This is a genomic window from Gordonia sp. Swx-4 (assembly GCF_030316175.1).
GTDB lineage: Bacteria > Actinomycetota > Actinomycetes > Mycobacteriales > Mycobacteriaceae > Gordonia > Gordonia alkanivorans.
The window spans coordinates 1,513,378-1,531,047 of sequence record NZ_CP128197.1; the positions used below are offsets into that span (position 1 = coordinate 1,513,378).

General features: G+C 68.5%; 15 protein-coding genes. 6 read left to right on the forward strand and 9 right to left on the reverse strand.

Annotation, left to right across the window (positions count from 1 at the left end):
* The first annotated feature begins 3 nt into the window (after positions 1 to 3).
* The 3 genes from PWF70_RS06935 to PWF70_RS06945 are packed head-to-tail and all read left to right on the forward strand — an operon-like array spanning position 4 to position 3,468.
* Positions 4 to 1,272: an arginine deiminase gene (locus PWF70_RS06935; protein ID WP_006357848.1), complete on the forward strand. Its 1,269-nt coding sequence runs from the start codon at positions 4 to 6 to the stop codon at positions 1,270 to 1,272.
* A 10-nt stretch (positions 1,273 to 1,282) separates the two neighbouring features.
* Positions 1,283 to 1,660, forward strand: a complete 378-nt coding sequence (locus PWF70_RS06940; protein WP_241549040.1) for a GntR family transcriptional regulator — start codon at positions 1,283 to 1,285, stop codon at positions 1,658 to 1,660.
* A gap of 32 nt (positions 1,661 to 1,692) precedes the next feature.
* Positions 1,693 to 3,468: a BCCT family transporter gene (locus PWF70_RS06945; protein ID WP_241549039.1), complete on the forward strand. Its 1,776-nt coding sequence runs from the start codon at positions 1,693 to 1,695 to the stop codon at positions 3,466 to 3,468.
* 31 nt (positions 3,469 to 3,499) lie between these two features.
* Here the strand turns inward: PWF70_RS06945 and PWF70_RS06950 are convergent, their stop codons facing one another.
* The gene (locus PWF70_RS06950; protein ID WP_006357852.1) at positions 3,500 to 5,083 is read right to left on the reverse strand and encodes a dolichyl-phosphate-mannose--protein mannosyltransferase; all 1,584 of its coding nucleotides are present in this window, start codon (positions 5,081 to 5,083) and stop codon (positions 3,500 to 3,502) included.
* 38 nt (positions 5,084 to 5,121) lie between these two features.
* On the opposite strand from PWF70_RS06950, the gene rsmI reads away from it, so the two are divergent.
* On the forward strand, positions 5,122 to 6,021 hold the full coding sequence (rsmI, locus tag PWF70_RS06955) for a 16S rRNA (cytidine(1402)-2'-O)-methyltransferase (RefSeq protein WP_006357853.1): 900 nt from the start codon (positions 5,122 to 5,124) through the stop codon (positions 6,019 to 6,021).
* On the opposite strand, the gene PWF70_RS06960 is transcribed toward rsmI, so the two are convergent.
* The 8 genes from PWF70_RS06960 to PWF70_RS06995 all read right to left on the reverse strand — a co-directional run bounded on the left by PWF70_RS06960 (position 5,945) and on the right by PWF70_RS06995 (position 15,580).
* Entirely contained in the window at positions 5,945 to 7,192 is a 1,248-nt protein-coding gene (locus tag PWF70_RS06960) for a helix-turn-helix domain-containing protein (RefSeq protein ID WP_006357854.1), read from the reverse strand. The two genes, rsmI and PWF70_RS06960, sit on opposite strands and share 77 nt — an antisense overlap.
* A gap of 62 nt (positions 7,193 to 7,254) precedes the next feature.
* The gene (locus PWF70_RS06965; RefSeq protein ID WP_035750342.1) at positions 7,255 to 8,403 is read right to left on the reverse strand and encodes an aminodeoxychorismate synthase component I; all 1,149 of its coding nucleotides are present in this window, start codon (positions 8,401 to 8,403) and stop codon (positions 7,255 to 7,257) included.
* A gap of 15 nt (positions 8,404 to 8,418) precedes the next feature.
* Complete coding sequence (gene metG, locus PWF70_RS06970) at positions 8,419 to 10,008, reverse strand: methionine--tRNA ligase (protein ID WP_035750344.1); 1,590 nt, start codon at positions 10,006 to 10,008, stop codon at positions 8,419 to 8,421.
* A gap of 58 nt (positions 10,009 to 10,066) precedes the next feature.
* A complete protein-coding gene (locus tag PWF70_RS06975) occupies positions 10,067 to 11,047 on the reverse strand; it encodes a HEAT repeat domain-containing protein (RefSeq protein WP_035750346.1) in 981 nt (326 codons plus the stop codon).
* Positions 11,041 to 11,697: a HEAT repeat domain-containing protein gene (locus tag PWF70_RS06980; protein ID WP_035750348.1), complete on the reverse strand. Its 657-nt coding sequence runs from the start codon at positions 11,695 to 11,697 to the stop codon at positions 11,041 to 11,043. The genes PWF70_RS06975 and PWF70_RS06980 overlap by 7 nt, the downstream gene beginning before the upstream one ends.
* 82 nt (positions 11,698 to 11,779) lie before the next feature.
* Positions 11,780 to 14,131 (reverse strand): glycoside hydrolase family 65 protein, encoded by a 2,352-nt coding sequence (locus PWF70_RS06985; protein ID WP_035750352.1) that lies wholly within the window; start codon positions 14,129 to 14,131, stop codon positions 11,780 to 11,782.
* On the reverse strand, positions 14,128 to 14,850 hold the full coding sequence (locus tag PWF70_RS06990; RefSeq protein WP_035750865.1) for an HAD family hydrolase: 723 nt from the start codon (positions 14,848 to 14,850) through the stop codon (positions 14,128 to 14,130). The genes PWF70_RS06985 and PWF70_RS06990 overlap by 4 nt, the downstream gene beginning before the upstream one ends.
* 58 nt (positions 14,851 to 14,908) lie before the next feature.
* The gene (locus PWF70_RS06995) at positions 14,909 to 15,580 is read right to left on the reverse strand and encodes a GntR family transcriptional regulator (protein WP_262338886.1); all 672 of its coding nucleotides are present in this window, start codon (positions 15,578 to 15,580) and stop codon (positions 14,909 to 14,911) included.
* Between the two features lie 163 nt (positions 15,581 to 15,743).
* Here PWF70_RS06995 and PWF70_RS07000 point away from each other — a divergent pair, with 163 nt between their 5' ends.
* Together PWF70_RS07000 and PWF70_RS07005 are read left to right on the forward strand one after the other, a co-directional pair.
* Positions 15,744 to 16,583 (forward strand): PhzF family phenazine biosynthesis protein, encoded by an 840-nt coding sequence (locus tag PWF70_RS07000; protein ID WP_286352911.1) that lies wholly within the window; start codon positions 15,744 to 15,746, stop codon positions 16,581 to 16,583.
* Positions 16,584 to 16,624: 41 nt separating this feature from the next.
* Positions 16,625 to 17,527 carry a TatD family hydrolase gene (locus PWF70_RS07005; protein WP_286352912.1) on the forward strand — a complete coding sequence of 301 codons (903 nt, stop codon included), beginning with the start codon at positions 16,625 to 16,627 and terminating at the stop codon, positions 17,525 to 17,527.
* The last annotated feature ends 143 nt before the right edge of the window (positions 17,528 to 17,670 follow it).

A 17,670-nucleotide genomic window follows, 5' to 3' on the forward strand; every position in this document is an offset into this window, starting at 1 on the left:
GCGATGACGCGTGACGGGCAGCAGGACGCTGCGAACGGGAGTGCCGCGACCGGGTGGGACTACGCCCTGGGGGCCGATTCCGAGGTCGGCACGTTGCGTGCGGTGATGCTGCACCGTCCCGGTGACGAGCTGCGGCGCCTGACGCCGCGCAACAACGATCAACTGCTGTTCGACGGGCTGCCCTGGGTCGACCGTGCGCAGGAGGAACACGACGCATTCGCCGCGGTGCTGCGGGATCGCGGCGTCGACGTCTATCTGCTCGGCGACCTGCTCACCGAGACGATCGCGCACAGCGGGGCCGCCCGCATCCAGGGCATCGCGGCCGCCGTCAGCGCACGCCGTCTGGGGACGCATCTCGCCGAGGATCTCGCGAGGCACCTGCGCGGACTCGCGCCCGCGGAGCTGTCACACGTCCTGACCGCCGGGATGACCTTCGACGAGCTCCCGATCACGCCGTCGGCGGAGCGTTCGTCGCTGGTCCGCCGGATGCATCACGGCCCCGAGTTCGCCATCGAACCGCTGCCGAACCTGCTGTTCACCCGCGACAGCTCGTTCTGGATCGGTTCGCGGTTCGCGATCACCTCCCTGGCACTTCCCGCGCGGGCACGCGAGACATCGCTGACCGACCTCATCTACGCGCATCACCCTCGTTTCACCGGTGCCCGACGCGCCTACGAGTCGCAGGTCGCGCCGGTCGAGGGCGGAGACGTGCTGCTCCTCGCCCCGGGTGTCGTAGCCGTCGGGGTCGGGGAGCGCACCACGCCGGCCGGTGCGGAAGCGCTGGCGCGCAGTCTCTTCGACGATCATCTCGCGCACACCGTGCTCGCGGTGCCCATCGAACAGGCGCGGGCGTTCATGCACCTCGACACCGTCTGCACCATGGTCGACACCGATGCGGTGGTGATGTATCCCAACATCCGCGACCACATGTCGGCGTTCACCCTCGCCCACGACCCGGCCACCGACGCCGTACACGTCACGGGGGAGCGGCCTTTCGTCGAAGCGGCCGCCGAGGCGATGGGTATCGGCAAGCTCAGGGTGATCGACACCGGCCTCGACCCGGTGACCGCCGAGCGCGAGCAGTGGGACGACGGCAACAACACCCTCGCCCTGTCCCCGGGCGTCGTCGTGTCCTACAACCGGAACGTGGAAACCAATCGCCGCCTGCGTGATTCGGGTATCGAGGTCATCGAGATCGAGGGCCGTGAACTCGGCTCGGGTCGTGGTGGGCCCCGGTGCATGTCGTGTCCGCTGGCGCGGGATCTGTTGTGAGGGACCGACCATGAGCACATCGCTGTTGGACAATCTGACGGTGGACCCGGCTTCGGACCGGCCACCCTTCGAGCAGGTGCGGCTCCGCATCATCGAACTGATCGCCGACGGCACGCTGCTCACCGGTGAACGCCTGCCGACCGTCCGGGCACTCGCCGCGCATCTCGACCTCGCCCCCAACACCGTGGCGAAGACCTACCGCGAACTCGAGGCGGCCGGTGTGATCGAGACCCGCGGACGCTCGGGCTCGTTCATCAGGGCCGGTCGGCACGATGCCCACGATGCCGGGTTCGCGGCGGCGACGACCTACGTCGAGACCGCCCGTGACCTGGGTCTTGACGACAAAACGATCGTCGCTCTGGTGGAGCGGGCGCTGCGCGCGACTTGAAATGGCAGCACCGACGTTGCTTTGGTGGACTCATGACAAGTGAACAGAACGTGCCGTCTGGCCGTGCGCAGGACTCCTCGCGCGGACGTGGTGGGGGGAGCCGGCTCTCACGACCACGGTTGGATCCGGTGGTCTTCTCGGTCACTGCCCTCATCGTCATCGCCTTCGTCGCCTGGGGCCTCGCGGACAAGGACGGCCTCAACTCGACCAGTGCCGACGTCCTGGGGTGGATCACCACCAACCTCGGCTGGTTGTTCATCCTGTCCGCGACCGGTTTCGTCATCTTCGCGGTGTTCCTCGCGGTGTCCAAGTACGGACGGATCCCACTCGGCCGTGACGACGAGGAACCGCAGTTCCGTACCATCAGCTGGATCGCGATGATGTTCAGCGCCGGAATGGGTATCGGCCTGATGTTCTTCGGTGCCTACGAACCGCTCTTCCACTTCGTCAGTCCGCCACCGGAGATCGGCGCCGAGGACGTGCGCGCCGCGATGGCCACCACGATGTTCCACTGGGGATTCCATCCCTGGGCGATGTACGCGGTCGTCGGACTGGCCCTGGCGTACAGCACATTCCGGCTGGGGCGCACGCAGCTGATCAGCTCGGTGTTCGAGCGACTGTTCGGTCCGAAGGTGTCCAACGGTCCGGCCGGCAAGGTCATCGACATCCTCGCGATCTTCGCGACGCTGTTCGGCACGGTCGCGTCGCTGGGTCTCGGTGCACTGCAGATCGGTTCGGGCCTGGACAAGATCGGTTGGGTTCATGAACCCACGAAGCTCCTCCTGGTCGGGATCATCGCGATCCTCACCGCCGCATTCGTCGCCTCCGCGGTCTCGGGCATCGCCCGCGGCATCCAATGGCTCTCGAACATCAACATGGTGCTCGCGGTCGTGCTCGCGGCCTTCGTCTTCGTCGTCGGCCCGACGATCTTCATCCTCAACCTGCTGCCGACCACACTCGGTGCCTACTTCACCGACCTGACGACCTTCGCCGCCCGTTCGGATGCGACCGTGCCGTCCGAGGCAGGCCAGCAGTGGCTTTCCGACTGGACCATCTTCTACTGGGCGTGGTGGGTCTCGTGGACCCCGTTCGTCGGCCTGTTCCTGGCCAAGATCAGTCGCGGGCGGACCATCCGCGAGTTCGTGATCGGCGTCATGGTGGTCCCGACGACGGTGTCGCTGGTCTGGTTCTGCGTGTTCGGCGGTACCGCGATCCGGGAACAGATGACCGGGGTGCTCGACTTCGACGCGGCCAACGACGCCAGCGAGGACACCCTGTTCGACGTGCTGGCGAACCTGCCGTGGGCCGGCGTCGCGTCGGCGTTGGTGATGATCCTGGTGGCGATCTTCTTCGTCTCGGGCGCCGATTCCGCCTCGCTGGTGATGGGGACGCTGTCACAGCGCGGCGCGGAGGAACCCTCACGTCTGATCACGGTGTTCTGGGGTGTGCTCACCGGCGTGGTGGCCGCTCTGCTCCTGGCGATCAGCGGGGACGACGCCCTCGACGGCATCAAGACGATGGCCATCATCGCAGCCCTGCCGTTCGTCCTGGTGATGATCGGCATGTGCCTGTCGCTGTACTCGGACCTCCGGCACGATCCGCTCATCGTGTCCCGCACCGTGTTGTCCGCACGCGTCGACGAGCATGTCCGAGAACAAGCCGAGGCGATCGCCACCGGAGAACTCGACTCCATCCACGCCGACGCCGTGCGGCACCTCGAGATCATCGAACCCGAGATCGTCGAGCAGGCCGGACTCAACGGCGACGGGACGGTCCCGGCCGCCAAGAAGGACGGTACCCCGGCCTGACGGCACGGCCGATGCACTGTGGCGGCAGTACTCAGCCCCAGCTGGGCAGCCAGATCTGCTGCCGCCACAGTCCCGGTGAGATCGGGGACGCGGTGAGAATCGGCCACAGCCACACGAAGTTGGTGACGACCAGCGCCACGTAGACGGCGACCACGATGATCGACAGCACCCGGCGTTCCGGCCGCGCGCGGGCCGTGGTCGCCGTCGCGCGCAGCAGGTCACCGCAACAGAGCGCGAGACCCATCACGAGGAACGGGGCCAGCGCCGTCGCGTAGAAGAAGTACATCTGCCGGTCGAGGGACACGAACCACGGCAGGATGCCGGCACAGTAGCCGACGACGACCGCGGCGTAACGCCAGTCGCGGCGGACGATCCACGACCACAGACCCCACAGCAGCATGGGCAGTGCGAGCCACCACAGCGCGGGCGAACCGATCAGCATCTGCGCACGGACGCACTCACCCGTGCCGCACTGGTCGGGCCCGTTCTCGAGGGCGTAGAGCATGGGGCGCAGGCTCATCGGCCAGGTCCAGGGCTTGGACTCCCACGGATGCTGGTTGCCTGCCGAGTTGGTCAGCCCGGAATGGAACTCGAGGATGCCGGACTCGTAGTACCAGAGCGAACGCCACGCCCCGGGCACCCAGGAGAAGGTGCCGCCGGTACCGATGGAGTTGCCCTCGGAGTAGCGGTAGACGGCGGTCTCGCTGTTGAACCACGGGATGTAGGTCAGGAAGTAGATGGCCACCGGCATCACCGCGAGGCTCGCACCGGCGGGCACGACGTCGCGGACGAGCGTGCCGACCCACGGGCGCTGCACGTGATACGCGCGGCGGGCCGCGACGTCGAAACCGATCGCGAGCGCCATGAAGAAGAGGACGTAGTAGACGCCGGACCACTTGGTCCCGCAGGTGAGACCGAGCATGACGCCGGCGGTGAAGCGGTACCAGCGGAAACCGAGGCGCGGTCCGAACGGACTGTCGCCCACCCGGCCCTCGAGGTAGACGCGATACATCCGTTCGCGGACCTGGTCGCGGTCGGCGACGAGCGCGGCGAAGGCGGCGACGATGAACAGGGCCTGGAAGATGTCGAGCATCCCCATCCGGGACTGCACGAACAACACGCCGTCGCAGATCGCGAAGATCCCGGCGATCGCACCGACGAGTGTGGACCGGGTCAGCCGGCGCACGACGCAGTAGACGAGGACGACGATGAGGACGCCGGAGATCGCCGGCGCGACCCGCCAGCCGAGCGGGCCGTATCCGAACACGGCTTCTGATGCTGCGAGCATCCACTTGCCGATCGGTGGATGCACCACGAGCCCGTACGCCGGGTTGTCCTCGATCCAGTTGCCGCCGGTGAGCACCTGCCAGCCCTGCGGCACGTAGTGCTTCTCGTCGAAGACCGGGGTGCCCTTGTCCGTGGGGTGACTCAGATTCCAGAACCGGGTCAGGACGGCGACGAGCGTGATGACGACGCCGACCACCAGGCCGCGACCGCGATCCGGCGCACCGAACAGCGGGGCCGGGACCTCCGGTCCGAGGCGGGGCGGCGGGACCGCGGCGGGGACCGGGACACCGGCGGGCACAGAGGTGTCACGCGCGGCGGTGATGGTCACCCGCTCGATCCTAGTGGGCCCTCGTAAGCTGGCTGACGATGAATGCCGCCGAGCCCGACACGCACTCCACCGACGACCCCGCACCCGACACCGGGACGACGGGCCGGCTGGTGCTGGCCGCCACACCCATGGGGCAGGTCGGCGACGCCTCGCCCAGGTTGCGGTCGGCCCTGCAGACGGCCGACATCGTCGCCGCCGAGGACACCCGCCGCACCCGTGCGCTGGCCACCGCGCTCGGCGTCGAGATCGGCGGACGCGTCGTCAGCTACTACGACCAGGTGGAGGCGGCCCGGACACCCGGACTCGTCGAAGCGATCGCCGGTGGCGAGACGGTCCTGCTCGTCACCGACGCGGGGATGCCGTCGGTCAGCGACCCCGGTTACCGGATCGTGGTGGCCTGCGCCGAGGCCGGCCTGCCCGTGACGGCACTGCCCGGCCCGTCGGCGGTGACGACGGCACTCGCGGTGTCGGCGTTGCCGTCGGAGCGGTTCTGCTTCGAGGGATTCGCGCCACGCAAGCCGGGGGCCCGCGCGGACTGGCTGCGGGAACTCGTCACCCAGCCGCGCACGGCCGTCTTCTTCGAGTCGCCGCACCGGCTGGCCGACACCCTGGCCGCGGCGGCCGAGATCCTCGGACCCGACCGGCGCGCCGCGGTGTGCCGGGAGATGACGAAGACCTACGAGGAGGTCCGCCGCGGCGGTCTGGCCGAACTGGCCGACTGGGCGGCGGGCGGCGTCAGGGGCGAGATCACGGTGGTGATCGCCGGCGCGGTGCCCACCGAACCCGACGTCGAGGAACTGGCCGACCGCGCCGAGGAACTGGTGGCCGGCGGGATGCGGCTCAAAGACGCCTGCGCAGAGGTCACGCAGGGCTCGGGTGCCTCGCGGCGCGACGTCTACCAGTCGGTTCTCGATAGGCGTCGAGCTGATCCGAGCTGACCCGCAGCTCGACGCGCGGCGCCAGCCGGTAGGGCCGGCTCGAGACGAGCGCACCCACGACGCGGCGCAGTCGCGACAGCTCGGCGCGCACGCTGACGGTGTGATTCTGGTCGCCGAAGAGCAACTGGCTCAACTGTTGTGAGGTCAGTCCCTGGTCGCCCGCATCGGCCAGCAGCAGCAGGATCTGCGCGTGGCGACGGGTGAGGACCGTGCGCCACGGGTCGTCGTCGCCGGAGACCGTGATCGTCGGCTCTCCGTCGAGGTCGAGTTCGGCGATGACCGGGCCCGAGGGGCCCGCCGGACGCACCAGCCAGCCCGTCCCGAGTCGTTCGACGACGCACATCCCGAGTCCGGGTACGAACTGACGCATGTCCTCGGTCGGCGCGGCCACCCGGACCGGTGGCGTGCACCCACGACCTTCGGCGACCCAGCCGTCGTCGTCGATGAGGAGTCCGGGCCCGTGCAGGCCGGCCAGCTGGGCCGCGCCGTGGTAGCGGAGGTCGGCGAGTGCGCGCTGATGGGCGAGCGTCACCTCGTGCTCGCCCAGCGTGGCCAGGGCGGCCGTGAACGCCGAGACCGCCGGCTGCATCTGCATCGCCGGGCCGGCGAGCCCGGCGACCGCGATCATCTCGCCGGTGCGCGGGTCGTGAACCGGTGTCGCGGTGCAGTACAACCCGTGCAGCGATCGGCTGTAGTGCTCCGGGCCGAAGAGACGGCTGGGTCGGCGGTTGCGGATCGCCAAACCCACGGCGGTGGTCGCGGCGGAATCCTCGTCCCACCGGCTGCCCTCCACGAGACCGAGGCGGTTCGCCTCGGGGAACACCGCGGGCGAGCCGCCGCGCCACAGCATCACGCCGTCGGCGTCGAAGATGCCCAGGGCCATCAGCGGGTCGTCGGTCGACTGGGCGAACACCCGCTTGAGGGAGTCCACCGCGTGGCGGAGCGGATGGGCGGCCCGGCGGGCTTCGAGCTCGTCGCGGCTGATGCGTCCGCGATGGTGATCGTCGACCGTCGAGGGATGGTCCGCGGCCTGCACGCGGCTCCAGGACTCGACCACCTCACCCGCGAATCCGGGAGGCGGTGTCGCGCCGGACATGATGGCCTCGCGGTCGCGATTGATCTCCCGGACGAGCTCCGTGAGGTCGGTTGTCGCCTGGATGGACAGAGTCATGGACGGAATGTTACCGAAATCAACGATCAAGTCCGGAATTTAGGATGCTGCAGCGTATGCGGTCAAATGTTAGCGACGATGCTGGAAGCCTTGTCGAGACATTCCTGCCACTCGCTCTCCGGGACGGAGTCGATCGTGATGCCGCCGCCGACGCCGAGTCCGAGACTGCCGTCCGGCGCGATCTCGACCGTACGGATGGCCACGTTCAGATCGAGGGCCCGGTCGGGTCCGGCGATGCCGATCGCCCCGCAGTAGACGCCGCGGGCGGCATGCTCCCAATCGGCGAGCAGTTCCATCGCGCGCAGCTTGGGGGTGCCGGTGACCGACGCGGGCGGGAAGGTCGCGTCGAGCACGGCGTCGTTGCCGGTGCCGGGCCGCACGATCGCCTCGACTCGCGAGACCAGGTGCCAGACGCCGGGCGCGGGCACCACCGACAGGAGTTCGGGCACCCGGACGCTGCCGGTGACCGCGATCCGCCCCAGGTCGTTGCGGACGAGGTCGACGATCATGATGTTCTCCGCGATGTCTTTCGCGGAGGCGGACAGTGCGTCGGGGTCGGCGTGTGCGGGCAGTGTCCCCTTGATCGGTGAGGAACTGATGATGTTGCCGGTACGACGCAGGAAGGTCTCCGGCGACAGGCTTGCCACCGCACCCCAAACACCCTGCAGGAAAGCCGCTTTCGGAGGGGCCGTGGCTCCGGCGAGGTCGGCGAAGAAGTCCACCGGGTCTGAAGACAACGTGCCGGTGAACCGGGTGCACACGCACGCCTGATACACCTCGCCGGCGCGGATGGCGTCGAGACAGTGTCCGATCGCGGCCAGATGCGGTTCGCGTGCCGGCGGGTTCCAGGCGGTCGTCGTGGGGCGCTCGACCTGCGGGTGCGGGGCGTCGAGCACCGCGTGCGCCCAGTCGGGTATGCCGGTGCCGAGTGTGGACCACTCGCCGTCGCGGAGGACGAGAACACCGTCGGTGAGGCCGCCGGCATTCGTCGGCAGCGCCGACTCGTCGGCGCGCACCGGGAAGCCGATGTGCCCGAACCAGAAGCGGTCCGGGTCGTCGGGCGGGGTGCAGCCCGCGACGATCTCGACGCTCGGCGCGATCACCGCGTCGGCGCCGAGCCAGTCGCCGATCAGCGCCGCGGGCGGCGGGAGTCCCCGGTTGACGGTCTCGGCGTGGAGGGCCCGGAGTGCATCGAGCGCGGACGCGGCCATGTGTGGCGAGGTCGGTCAGTTCTCGTAACGCGGGAACACGGGTGACGGCTTCGGCAGCGCGGTTCCCGCCGCCAGGCGGGTGGCGACGGCGCTGAACTGACGGTCGTCGCCGACCGCGAGCAGGTCGAGGATCTTGTTGGACGACTCCGGCATCACCGGCTGACTCAGCACCGCGACGATGCGCACGACCTCGGCGCACACGTAGAGCACGGTGCCGGTGCGGTCGAGGTCGGTCTTCGCGAGCTTCCACGGCTCCTGCGCGGAGATGTACCGGTTGGTCTCTGCCAGCGTCGACCACAGTGCCTCGAGCCCGAGGTGGATGGCCTGGTTGTCGAAGTGCTCGCGGACGGTGCCGAGCAGCGAGTCGGCCCGGTCCAGCAGGGCCTTGTCGGTGTCGGTCAGATCGGCGACCGCTGGGACCACGCCGTCGAAGTACTTGCCGATCATCGACAGGGTGCGCTGGGCGAGGTTGCCGAACTCGTTGGACAGGTCGGCGTTGATGCGCGACACGATCGCCTCGGCGGAGTACGAGCCGTCCTGGCCGTAGGACACCTCGCGCAGGAAGAAGTAGCGCACCGGGTCGAGGCCGAACTCGTCGATGAGGTTCTCCGGGTCGACGACGTTGCCGACCGACTTGGACATCTTCTCACCCTTGTTGAACAGGAAGCCGTGCGCGAACACCCGCTTGGGCAGTTCGACGCCCGCGCTCATCAGGAACGCCGGCCAGTACACGCAGTGGAACCGGATGATGTCCTTGCCGATGATGTGCAGGTCGGCGGGCCAGAAACGCTCGAAGGTCACCGCGTCGTCGGGGAAGCCGACACCGGTGAGGTAGTTGGTCAGCGCGTCCACCCACACGTACATGACGTGCTCGGGATGGTCGGGGACCGGGACACCCCAGTCGAACGTCGTGCGCGACACCGACAGGTCGGTCAGCCCGCCCTTGACGAAGCTGATGACCTCGTTGCGGCGGACGTCGGGACCGATGAAGTCGGGCTGCGCCTCGTACAGCTCGAGGAGCTTGTCCTGGTAGGCCGAGAGCCGGAAGAAGTAGGTCTCCTCCTCGGTCCAGGTCACCACGTGTCCGGTGTCGGAGGCGACGCGCTCGCCGGCGTCGTTGATCTCGGTGTCGGCCTCGGCGTAGAAGGTCTCGTCGCGCACGTCGTACCAGCCGGAGTACTTGTCGAGGTAGATGTCACCGCGGTCGCTCATCCGCTTCCACAGTTCCTCCGACGCCCTCTTGTGGTCCTCGTCGGAGGTACGGATGAAACGGTCGAAGCTCGAGCCCAGGCGTTCCTGCAACGACTGGAAGCGGTCGGAGTTCCGGTTGGCGAGCTCGGCGGTGGGGATGCCCTCGGCCTGCGCGGTCTGCTGCATCTTCTGCCCGTGGACGTCCGTGCCGGTCAGGAACCGGACGTCGAATCCGTCGAGTCGCTTGAACCGTGCGAGAGCATCGGCGGAGATGTACTCGTAGGCGTGCCCGATGTGCGGTGCGCCGTTGGGATACGCGATCGCGGTGGTGAGGTAGTACGGCCGCCCCGCGCCGTACGAGGTGCCGTCCTCGGCCGGGCCGGACAGATCAGGGCTGGTCAGATCGGGTGCCATAGTGCTCCACAGAGTACCGACCGGCAGCCGCCGACAGCCAATCGCGGGTCGGCCCCGCTCACCGGGATCGGAACGGCCCGATCGCCCGCGCGGTACGGGCGACCGTCTCGTCGGCATCGTCGGCCAGCTCGGTCAGGGTCCTCGACGCCGCATCGCCGGTGATCTCCGCCAGTGCCTGGACCAGGCGCAGCCGTACCGACGGGTCCGGATCGGTGCCGAGGCGGTCCACGAGCCGGGCGACGATCCCGCCGTTGTCGTCCTGCGTCGCCAGGATCTCGGCGGCCTCGACATCGCGGTCCCCGGCGGCGACGAGTTCGACGAGGACGTCCACCGCGGTGTCGACGCCGCGACGGCCGAGGGTGAGGGCGACCGTTCGCCGGACCCCGGGGTCGGGGTCGGTCAACGACGCCTCGAGCACCGCGGTGGCCCGAGCGTCGTCGATCGCGGTGAGTGCGGTGGTCACGCGTCGCCGCACCGTCGCGTCGCCATCGGTCAGCCGGGCGGCGAGCTGGTCGAGCGCTCCCGGAGTCTGCGCCAGCGCCCAGCGGAGCGCGCCGGCGACGTTCTCGTCGGATTCGGCGAGCAGGGCGTCGGTCAGCGCCTCGGCGGACAGTCCGGCCTCGCCTGCTCGCAGCGCCGCGCGCTGGCGGTGGGCGGGGTGTTCGGAGTGCACCGCACGGAGCAGGCCGACCACGTCGAGCACGGCCGGCCAGTCGTCGGCGCCGGTCACCCGGATCTGTTGCAGTCGATTCAGCAACCGGGCGTCGGCGGCCATCCGATCCCTGGTGTCCTGGATCAGCTTCTCCATCAACGCGTCCGGCGCAAAGGACGGATCGTCGAGGGCGCGGCCGACGTCGCGCAGCGACAACCCCAGCGACCGCAGGCTTTCCACGTGCAGCAGACGTTCGATGTCGGCGTCGGAGTACTCGCGGTAACCGCCCGTCGTGCGGCCGGTCGGCCGGACGAGGCCGAGCGCGTCGTAGTGACGCAGCATCCGGGTGCTGACACCCGAACGCCGCGCCACCTCGCCGATCAGCACGGCGGACTCGAATCCTCCACGGACGCGCCGATTTTCGTCATCCGCGTGGCATGCTCGAGCGCAGCGGCGAAGTCGCTGTCCGGGTCGTCGAGGAGTCGCGCGGTGGCCTCGGCATGCGCACGGACCCTGGGCTCTCGATGGCGACGAGCCGTGGTGAGTGCCTCGAGGGACGCCTCACCCAGGGCGGCCAGCGCCCGACTCAGGCTGCGCTGCATTTCGATCGGGCCTCGCCCGAGTTCCCGGGCCAGTTCGCCCGCGAGTGCCGGCTCCTCGCCCGACGGGACGAGGGCCACTGCGGCGCGCCATGCGGTCCGGGCGACCTCGGGATCGGCGTCGTGCAGCAGATCTGTGGTGACGGCCGGCCACGCGGACCGGTCGCCGACCTTCGACAGCGTGTGCAGCGCCTGGCTGCGGGCCTGCGGCAGGTCCGAGACCAGCTCGCCGACGAGCCGCGGCACCGTCACCTCCGCAGGAAGCCTGGTCAGCGCCCATGTCAGCATGTCCCGGACGAAGAAGTCTTCTTCGACGCCGCAGCGCGCGATCAGATCGCCGGTCAGAAGCGGGTCCGGCTGGGTGCCCGCCGCCAGCGCCGCACGCAGACGCGTCGACGGGTCGGGTGCGTACAGTGCGGCCGTGATCGTCTGGGTCATCGTCAACACCTCCTCGCACCCACTACAGACCCTGTCACAGTGTGAAGGTCAAGAAGGGTGACGACGAGGTGTCGAGGTCTGCTCAGATCTCGCGGCGGTAGGGCTCGCAACCGGGAGGCGCTTTGGGCGGTTCCCGATACTCGAGGTCGGGGATCTTCATGCTCACCGGTGCCGACGTGAGGGTGAACTTCTCGCCGTGGTGCGAGAGGTCGATCGGCGGTCCGGACAGCAAACGGTAGGTGGCGTGTTCCTTGTCCACCGCGACCACGAACTTCGACTCCCGCACGATCATGCGGAACGACATGTACGTCAACCGGCTCGGCAACCGCGGTGCGAAGGTGATCTGCCCGCCGAAGTCACGCATGCCGCCGAAACCGGCGACACAGTCGGTCCACGCGCCGGCGAGCGCGGCGATGTGCAGGCCGCTGTTGACGTTGTTGTGCAGGTCGTGAAGATCGGTGAACACCGACTCGGCCAACAGGTCGTAGGCGAGGTCGAGGTAGCCGACCTCGGCCGCGGTGACCGCCTCACAGCACGCCGACAGCGACGAGTCGCGCACGGTGATCGGGTAGTAGTAGTCGAAGTTGCGGAGCTTCTGTTCGGCGGTGAACGAATCGCCGAACAAGTAGGTCGCATAGACCAGGTCGGCCTGCTTGACGACCTGTTTGCGGTAGAGGTCGTAATACGGATAGTTCAAGAGCAACGGGTAGCGACCGACTGAGGACTCGAAATCCCAAGCGCCGAGGAGCGTGAAGGACTCGCACTGCTGATGCACCCCGAGTGCCTCGTCATAGGGGATCGACATGTCGTCCGCGCACGATTCCCAGTGTGCTGCTTCGGCTGTCGTCACCCCGAACTGTTCGGCGAGGTCGGGGCGGCGGTGGACCGCCGCCACCGCGTCGCGTAGGTTCTGCTGCGCTGCGAGGTTGGTGAAGACGTTGTTGTTGACCACCGCCGTGTATTCGTCCGGCCCGGTCACGCCGTCGATCCGGAACTTGCCGTTGACGTCGTGGTGTCCGAGGCCGGCGAACAACCGGGCGGTCTCCACGAGAAGTTCGACGCCGCACTCGGTTTCGAACTGTTCGTCGTCGGTGGCGCGCAGGTAGCGGGCGGTGGCGTTGGCGATGTCGGCGGACACGTGCACACCGGCCGTGCCCGCGGGCCAGTAACCCGAACACTCGTCGCCGTTGATCGACCGCCACGGGAACATCGCACCGCGCTGGCCGAGTTCGGCGGCGCGGGCCTTCGCCTTGTCCATGGTGGCGTGACGCCAGCGGAGCTCCTCGCCGGCCGCGGCGGGCACCGTGTAGGTGAGCATCGGCAGGATGAAACTCTCGGTGTCCCAGAAGGTGTGGCCGTCGTAACCGGGACCGGTGAGTCCCTTGGCCGGGATCGCGCGGGACTGCCCGCGGGCGCCGGCCTGCAGGACGTGGAACAGGGCGAACCGAACCGCCTGCTGGAGTTCGGGATCGCCGTCGAGCTCGATGTCGGCGTCGCGCCAGAAGTCCTCGAGGTAGCGGACCTGATCGGCCTTGAGCGAGTCCCAGCCGGTCTCCATCGCCATCGCCAGCGCCGCGTCGACCTGTGCGCGCAGCGCCGGGACCGAGCGTCGGGCCGACCAGCCGTAACCCATGTACTTGGTGAGGGTCAGGCTCTTGCCCTTCGGCACGTTCGCCGCGATGGTGAGGCGGGCGAGGTCGCCGTCGGCGCGGATGAAGGTGTCGGCCTTGTCCGGGAAGTAGATCTCGTGATCCATGCCGGCGGCGATGTGCAGACCGGACTGCTTGGTGTGGTGGACCAGCATGCCCCAGTAGTTGCGGCAGGTCGCGAGGTCCGACACCAGCGGGGCGTCGAGTGCGGCGGCGAGACGCGGGTCGTTCCCGGGGGCCGGGACCGGCTCGTTGGCCAGGAGGTCGGACTGCAGGACGAGTTTCATGTCCTCGTCGACGGGTTCCACCTCGTAGCGGATGGCCGCGATGGTGCGCTTGGTGAACGAGACGAGACGTTCGGACTTGATGCGCACGGTGCGCCCGGTCGGGGACGTCCAGAGGGTGTGGCGACGCAGTGTGCCGGTGCGGAAGTCGAGTGTCCGTTCGTGTTCTTCGGTACGGCCGTACCGGAGGTCCATCGGCTCGTCCTCGACGAGCAGGCGGATGATTTTGCCGTCGGTCACGTTCACGACCGTTTGGCCCGATTCCGGGTAGCCGTAACCGCTCTCCGCGTAGGGGAGACCGCGCAACTCGTAGAAGCCGTTGAGGTAGGTACCCGGATGATCGACCGGTTCACCCTCCTCGAAGGTGCCGCGTAAACCGATGTGCCCGTTGGACAACGCGAACAACGTTTCGGTGCGGCCGAGCATGTCGAGGTCGACTCCGCCGCTCCACTTCAGCTGCCACGGGTGGATCTCGAACCCGTGTGCCTTGTCCGCGCTCATGCGGGCAGCAATTCGTCGAGATCGTTGACGACGATGTCGGCGCCGGCGGCGCGCATCGCCTCGGCCTGACCCCCGCCGACACGATCTATGCCCACGACGTAGCCGAATTTGCCTGCGCTACCGGCCCGTACGCCGGAGATGGCGTCCTCGAAGACCGCGGCCGCAGCGGGTTCGACGCCCATCAGTTCGGCTCCCAGGAGATAGGAGTCGGGAGCGGGTTTGCCGTTGAGGCCACGCGCGGCGATCTCGAGACCGTCGACGCGGACCTCGACGAATCCCGACAGGTCGGCAGCTTCGAGCACTGGTCCTCCATTCTTCGACGACGTCACGACCGCGATGCGCAGACCGGCATCGCGTGCCGCGTTGAGGTACCGCACCGAACCGGGGTAGGCATGACCTCCGTCTTCGGCGAGGCTGACGAGGAACATGTCGTTCTTGCCGTTCCCGATCGCGGCCACGGTCGCGGGGTCGACGTCGGTGATCCCGCGCGACGCCAGGAAGGCCCGTACCCCGTCCTCGCGGGGACGCCCGTCGACATAGTCGAGGTAGTCCTGGTCGGTGAACTCCACGAAGCCGGGCGCGTCCACGCCGCCCGCGCGATCGGCGAGGAAGGCGTCGAACGTCTTCTTCCAAGCCTTGCGGTGGAGTACCGCGGTTTCGGTGAGGACCCCGTCGAGATCGAAGAGCGCGACAGTGATCACTTCTGGCAATCCCAACACGATCCGCAACGCTACCCGCCTGAGTCGGGTAAGGCGCGATGAAGCGCGATAGCGCGCGTCAGGCGGAGCTGACCGACTGGGCTCCTGTTGCCGGCGAACGACCGTCGTCCCAGAAACCGATGGATTCCAGCTGTGCGATCAGGCGGTCGCGTGCGTCCTCGAAGGCGGAGACGATCTCGGCCTTGATGCCGGCGGTGTCGCCCTCGCGCAGCAGTTCGATGAGTCGCCGGTGGCTGGCCGCGGCGGACAGGCCCCACTCCGTGTCGCTCGAATACAGCTGCAGCGGATTGTATTTGCTGGCCGAGTACTGGAACCAGGCGAGTTTCTTGCTCTCGGCCATCAGGTGCACCTTGCGGTGGAAGGCGAACTCCGCGGACAGCACCTGGTCGGCTCGCCCGGAGTCGACGGCAGTCTCGAGGTCGTCGACGAGCGCAGCCAGTTCGCCAAGATGTTCGTCCAGATGCGGGTTCTGGGCGGCATGACTCGCGAGGCGTGCGGAGAGTTCGGCCTGCATCCAGAAGGTGTCGACGATGTCGCCACGGGTGAGCGTCTCGACGATGAAGCCGCGGTGCAGGGACTGCTTGACGAGTCCCTCGCCGCGGAGGGTCGCGAGCGCCTCGCGGACCGGGGTGACGCTGCACCCGAGTACCGATGCGGTCTCGTCGAGCCGGACGAAGTCGCCCGGCCGCAGGACACCGGTCATGATGCGCGTGCGCAGGTAGTCGGCCACCTCGACGGCCAGCTGTGTCCTGTGTAGTGGTCCCGGGGGGCATCGATCGTTCCGTCCGTTCGCGTCGCTCAATCGACCTTAACCGGCGCGGGACCCTACTGGCCGGTCCACTTCGCCGGAAATCCCGTGGCCGGTGCGTGAACCCCGATGAGACGATGGCGACATGACTCGTCGTTTCGCTCAGGTCGATGTGTTCTCGTCCACCGGCACCGAGGGCAATCCCGTGGCGGTGGTCGTCGATGGCGGTGGTCCCGGTGCTCCCATCGCGGAGGACCGGATGGCGGCCTTCGCGCGTTGGACCAACCTCTCGGAGACCACCTTCGTGCTGCCGCCGACCGATCCGGCCGCCGACTACAAACTGCGGATCTTCACGCCGGGCGGGGAGCTGCCGTTCGCCGGCCACCCGACGCTGGGGTCCGCGCATGCGTGGCTGACCTCGGGTGGACGGCCGAAGGGTGAGGACGTCGTGCAGGAGTGCGGCGTCGGGCTCGTCCACATCCGCCGATCGGGTCCTCGACTGGCCTTCGCCGCGCCGCCGTTGCGCCGGTCGGGTCCGGTCGATCCCGATGTCGTCGACGAGGTCGTCGCGGCACTCGCCGTCGATCGGGATGCGGTGGTCGCGGCCGAATGGGTCGACAACGGTCCCGAGTGGATGGTGATCCAGCTGGGTTCGGGGGAGCGGGTGCTCGAGGTCCGTCCCGACATCGCCGCGCTCGGCGACCACAAGGTCGGATTGCTCGGCCTCTACGATGCGGGCGACGTCTTTGCCGAGGTCCGGGCCTTCGTCCCGGGGATCGGAGTCCCCGAGGACCCGGTCACCGGCAGCCTCAACGCGGGGATCGCGACCTGGTTGCGGTCCACCGGACAGGCACCGGAGAGTTATGTCGCCGCGCAGGGTGGGGCCATCGGTCGCGCCGGACGCGTCCACATCCACGACGACGGCCAGGACATCTGGGTGGGTGGTGACACCGCCACCGTGATCGAGGGCACAGTCGCGCTGTAGCCGGGCACGCGGCGTCGCCGGGCTGTGCCAAGGTGTTTGCCATGAGCGACGCCAGCGACGCCTCAGCCGACGCGCCTGCCGAGACCCTGAGCAACAAGGCGGCCAAGAAGCGTCGCCGGCGCGAGCCGCCGCCGGACCCGACGCCGTTGCCGGGCCTCGTCGACGCCCACACCCACCTCGCGGCGTGTGGTGGGCGGGACGCCGAGTCGGTCCGCGCCATCCTCGACCATGCGCAGGCGGTCGGCGTCGATCAGGTGGTGACTGTCGCCGACGACATGGTCGACGCCCGCTGGGCAGTCGCGGCGGCGGAGTGGGACCACCGGGTCTATGCGGCCGTCGCGCTGCATCCGATGCATGCGGGTGATCTGGACGACGAGACCGCCGCCGAACTCGAGCAGATGGTCCGTCATCCACGGGTCGTCGCGGTGGGTGAGACGGGTTTGGACTACTACTGGCCCGGTAAGTCCGACGACTGCGCGTCGCCGGAGGTCCAGCACGAGACGTTCCGCTGGCACATCGACCTCGCCAAGCGGGTCGGCAAGCCGTTGATGATCCACAATCGCGAGGCCGACCGGGTTCTGCTCGACATCCTGGCCGCCGAGGGCGCACCCGAGACCGTGATCATGCATTGCTTCTCCGGTGACCGGAACGTTGCCCGCGAATGCGTCGACCGCGGGTACATCCTGAGCTTCGCCGGAACTGTGAGCTTCGCCAATGCCGACGAGCTGCGCGTCGCGGCCGAACTCGTGCCCGACGAACAGATCCTGGTCGAGACCGATGCGCCGTTCCTCACCCCGCATCCCTACCGTGGCCAGCCGAATCAGTCGTACTGCCTGCCGTACACGGCGCGGGCGATCGCCGAGGTCAGAGGGGTGTCCGAGGAGGAGATCGCGCGTCTGTCAGGCGCCAATGCGCGGCGCGCCTACAACATCCCTTTGCCATAATCTGGCCGGTTCGTTATCGTACTGTGATCCGCTCGGCCAGAGCGATACATCCGGCTATCAGCGGTTCCCGCTTGTGATGCACATGCATCCCGACAGCTCGGATGGGTCCTCCGGTCGCCGCGGCGCCTTGTTCCCGACCAGAT

Coding starts and splice junctions, on each gene's coding strand:
- PWF70_RS06960 (WP_006357854.1), bottom strand. CDS start 7,192: ATGACTCTGTCCATCCAGGCGACAACCGACCTCACGGAGCTCGTCCGG.
- PWF70_RS06965 (WP_035750342.1), bottom strand. CDS start 8,403: ATGGCCGCGTCCGCGCTCGATGCACTCCGGGCCCTCCACGCCGAGACC.
- PWF70_RS06945 (WP_241549039.1), top strand. CDS start 1,693: ATGACAAGTGAACAGAACGTGCCGTCTGGCCGTGCGCAGGACTCCTCG.
- PWF70_RS06985 (WP_035750352.1), bottom strand. CDS start 14,131: ATGAGCGCGGACAAGGCACACGGGTTCGAGATCCACCCGTGGCAGCTG.
- metG (WP_035750344.1), bottom strand. CDS start 10,008: ATGGCACCCGATCTGACCAGCCCTGATCTGTCCGGCCCGGCCGAGGAC.
- PWF70_RS06980 (WP_035750348.1), bottom strand. CDS start 11,697: ATGACCCAGACGATCACGGCCGCACTGTACGCACCCGACCCGTCGACG.
- PWF70_RS06935 (WP_006357848.1), top strand. CDS start 4: ATGACGCGTGACGGGCAGCAGGACGCTGCGAACGGGAGTGCCGCGACC.
- PWF70_RS06940 (WP_241549040.1), top strand. CDS start 1,283: ATGAGCACATCGCTGTTGGACAATCTGACGGTGGACCCGGCTTCGGAC.
- PWF70_RS07005 (WP_286352912.1), top strand. CDS start 16,625: ATGAGCGACGCCAGCGACGCCTCAGCCGACGCGCCTGCCGAGACCCTG.
- rsmI (WP_006357853.1), top strand. CDS start 5,122: ATGAATGCCGCCGAGCCCGACACGCACTCCACCGACGACCCCGCACCC.
- PWF70_RS07000 (WP_286352911.1), top strand. CDS start 15,744: ATGACTCGTCGTTTCGCTCAGGTCGATGTGTTCTCGTCCACCGGCACC.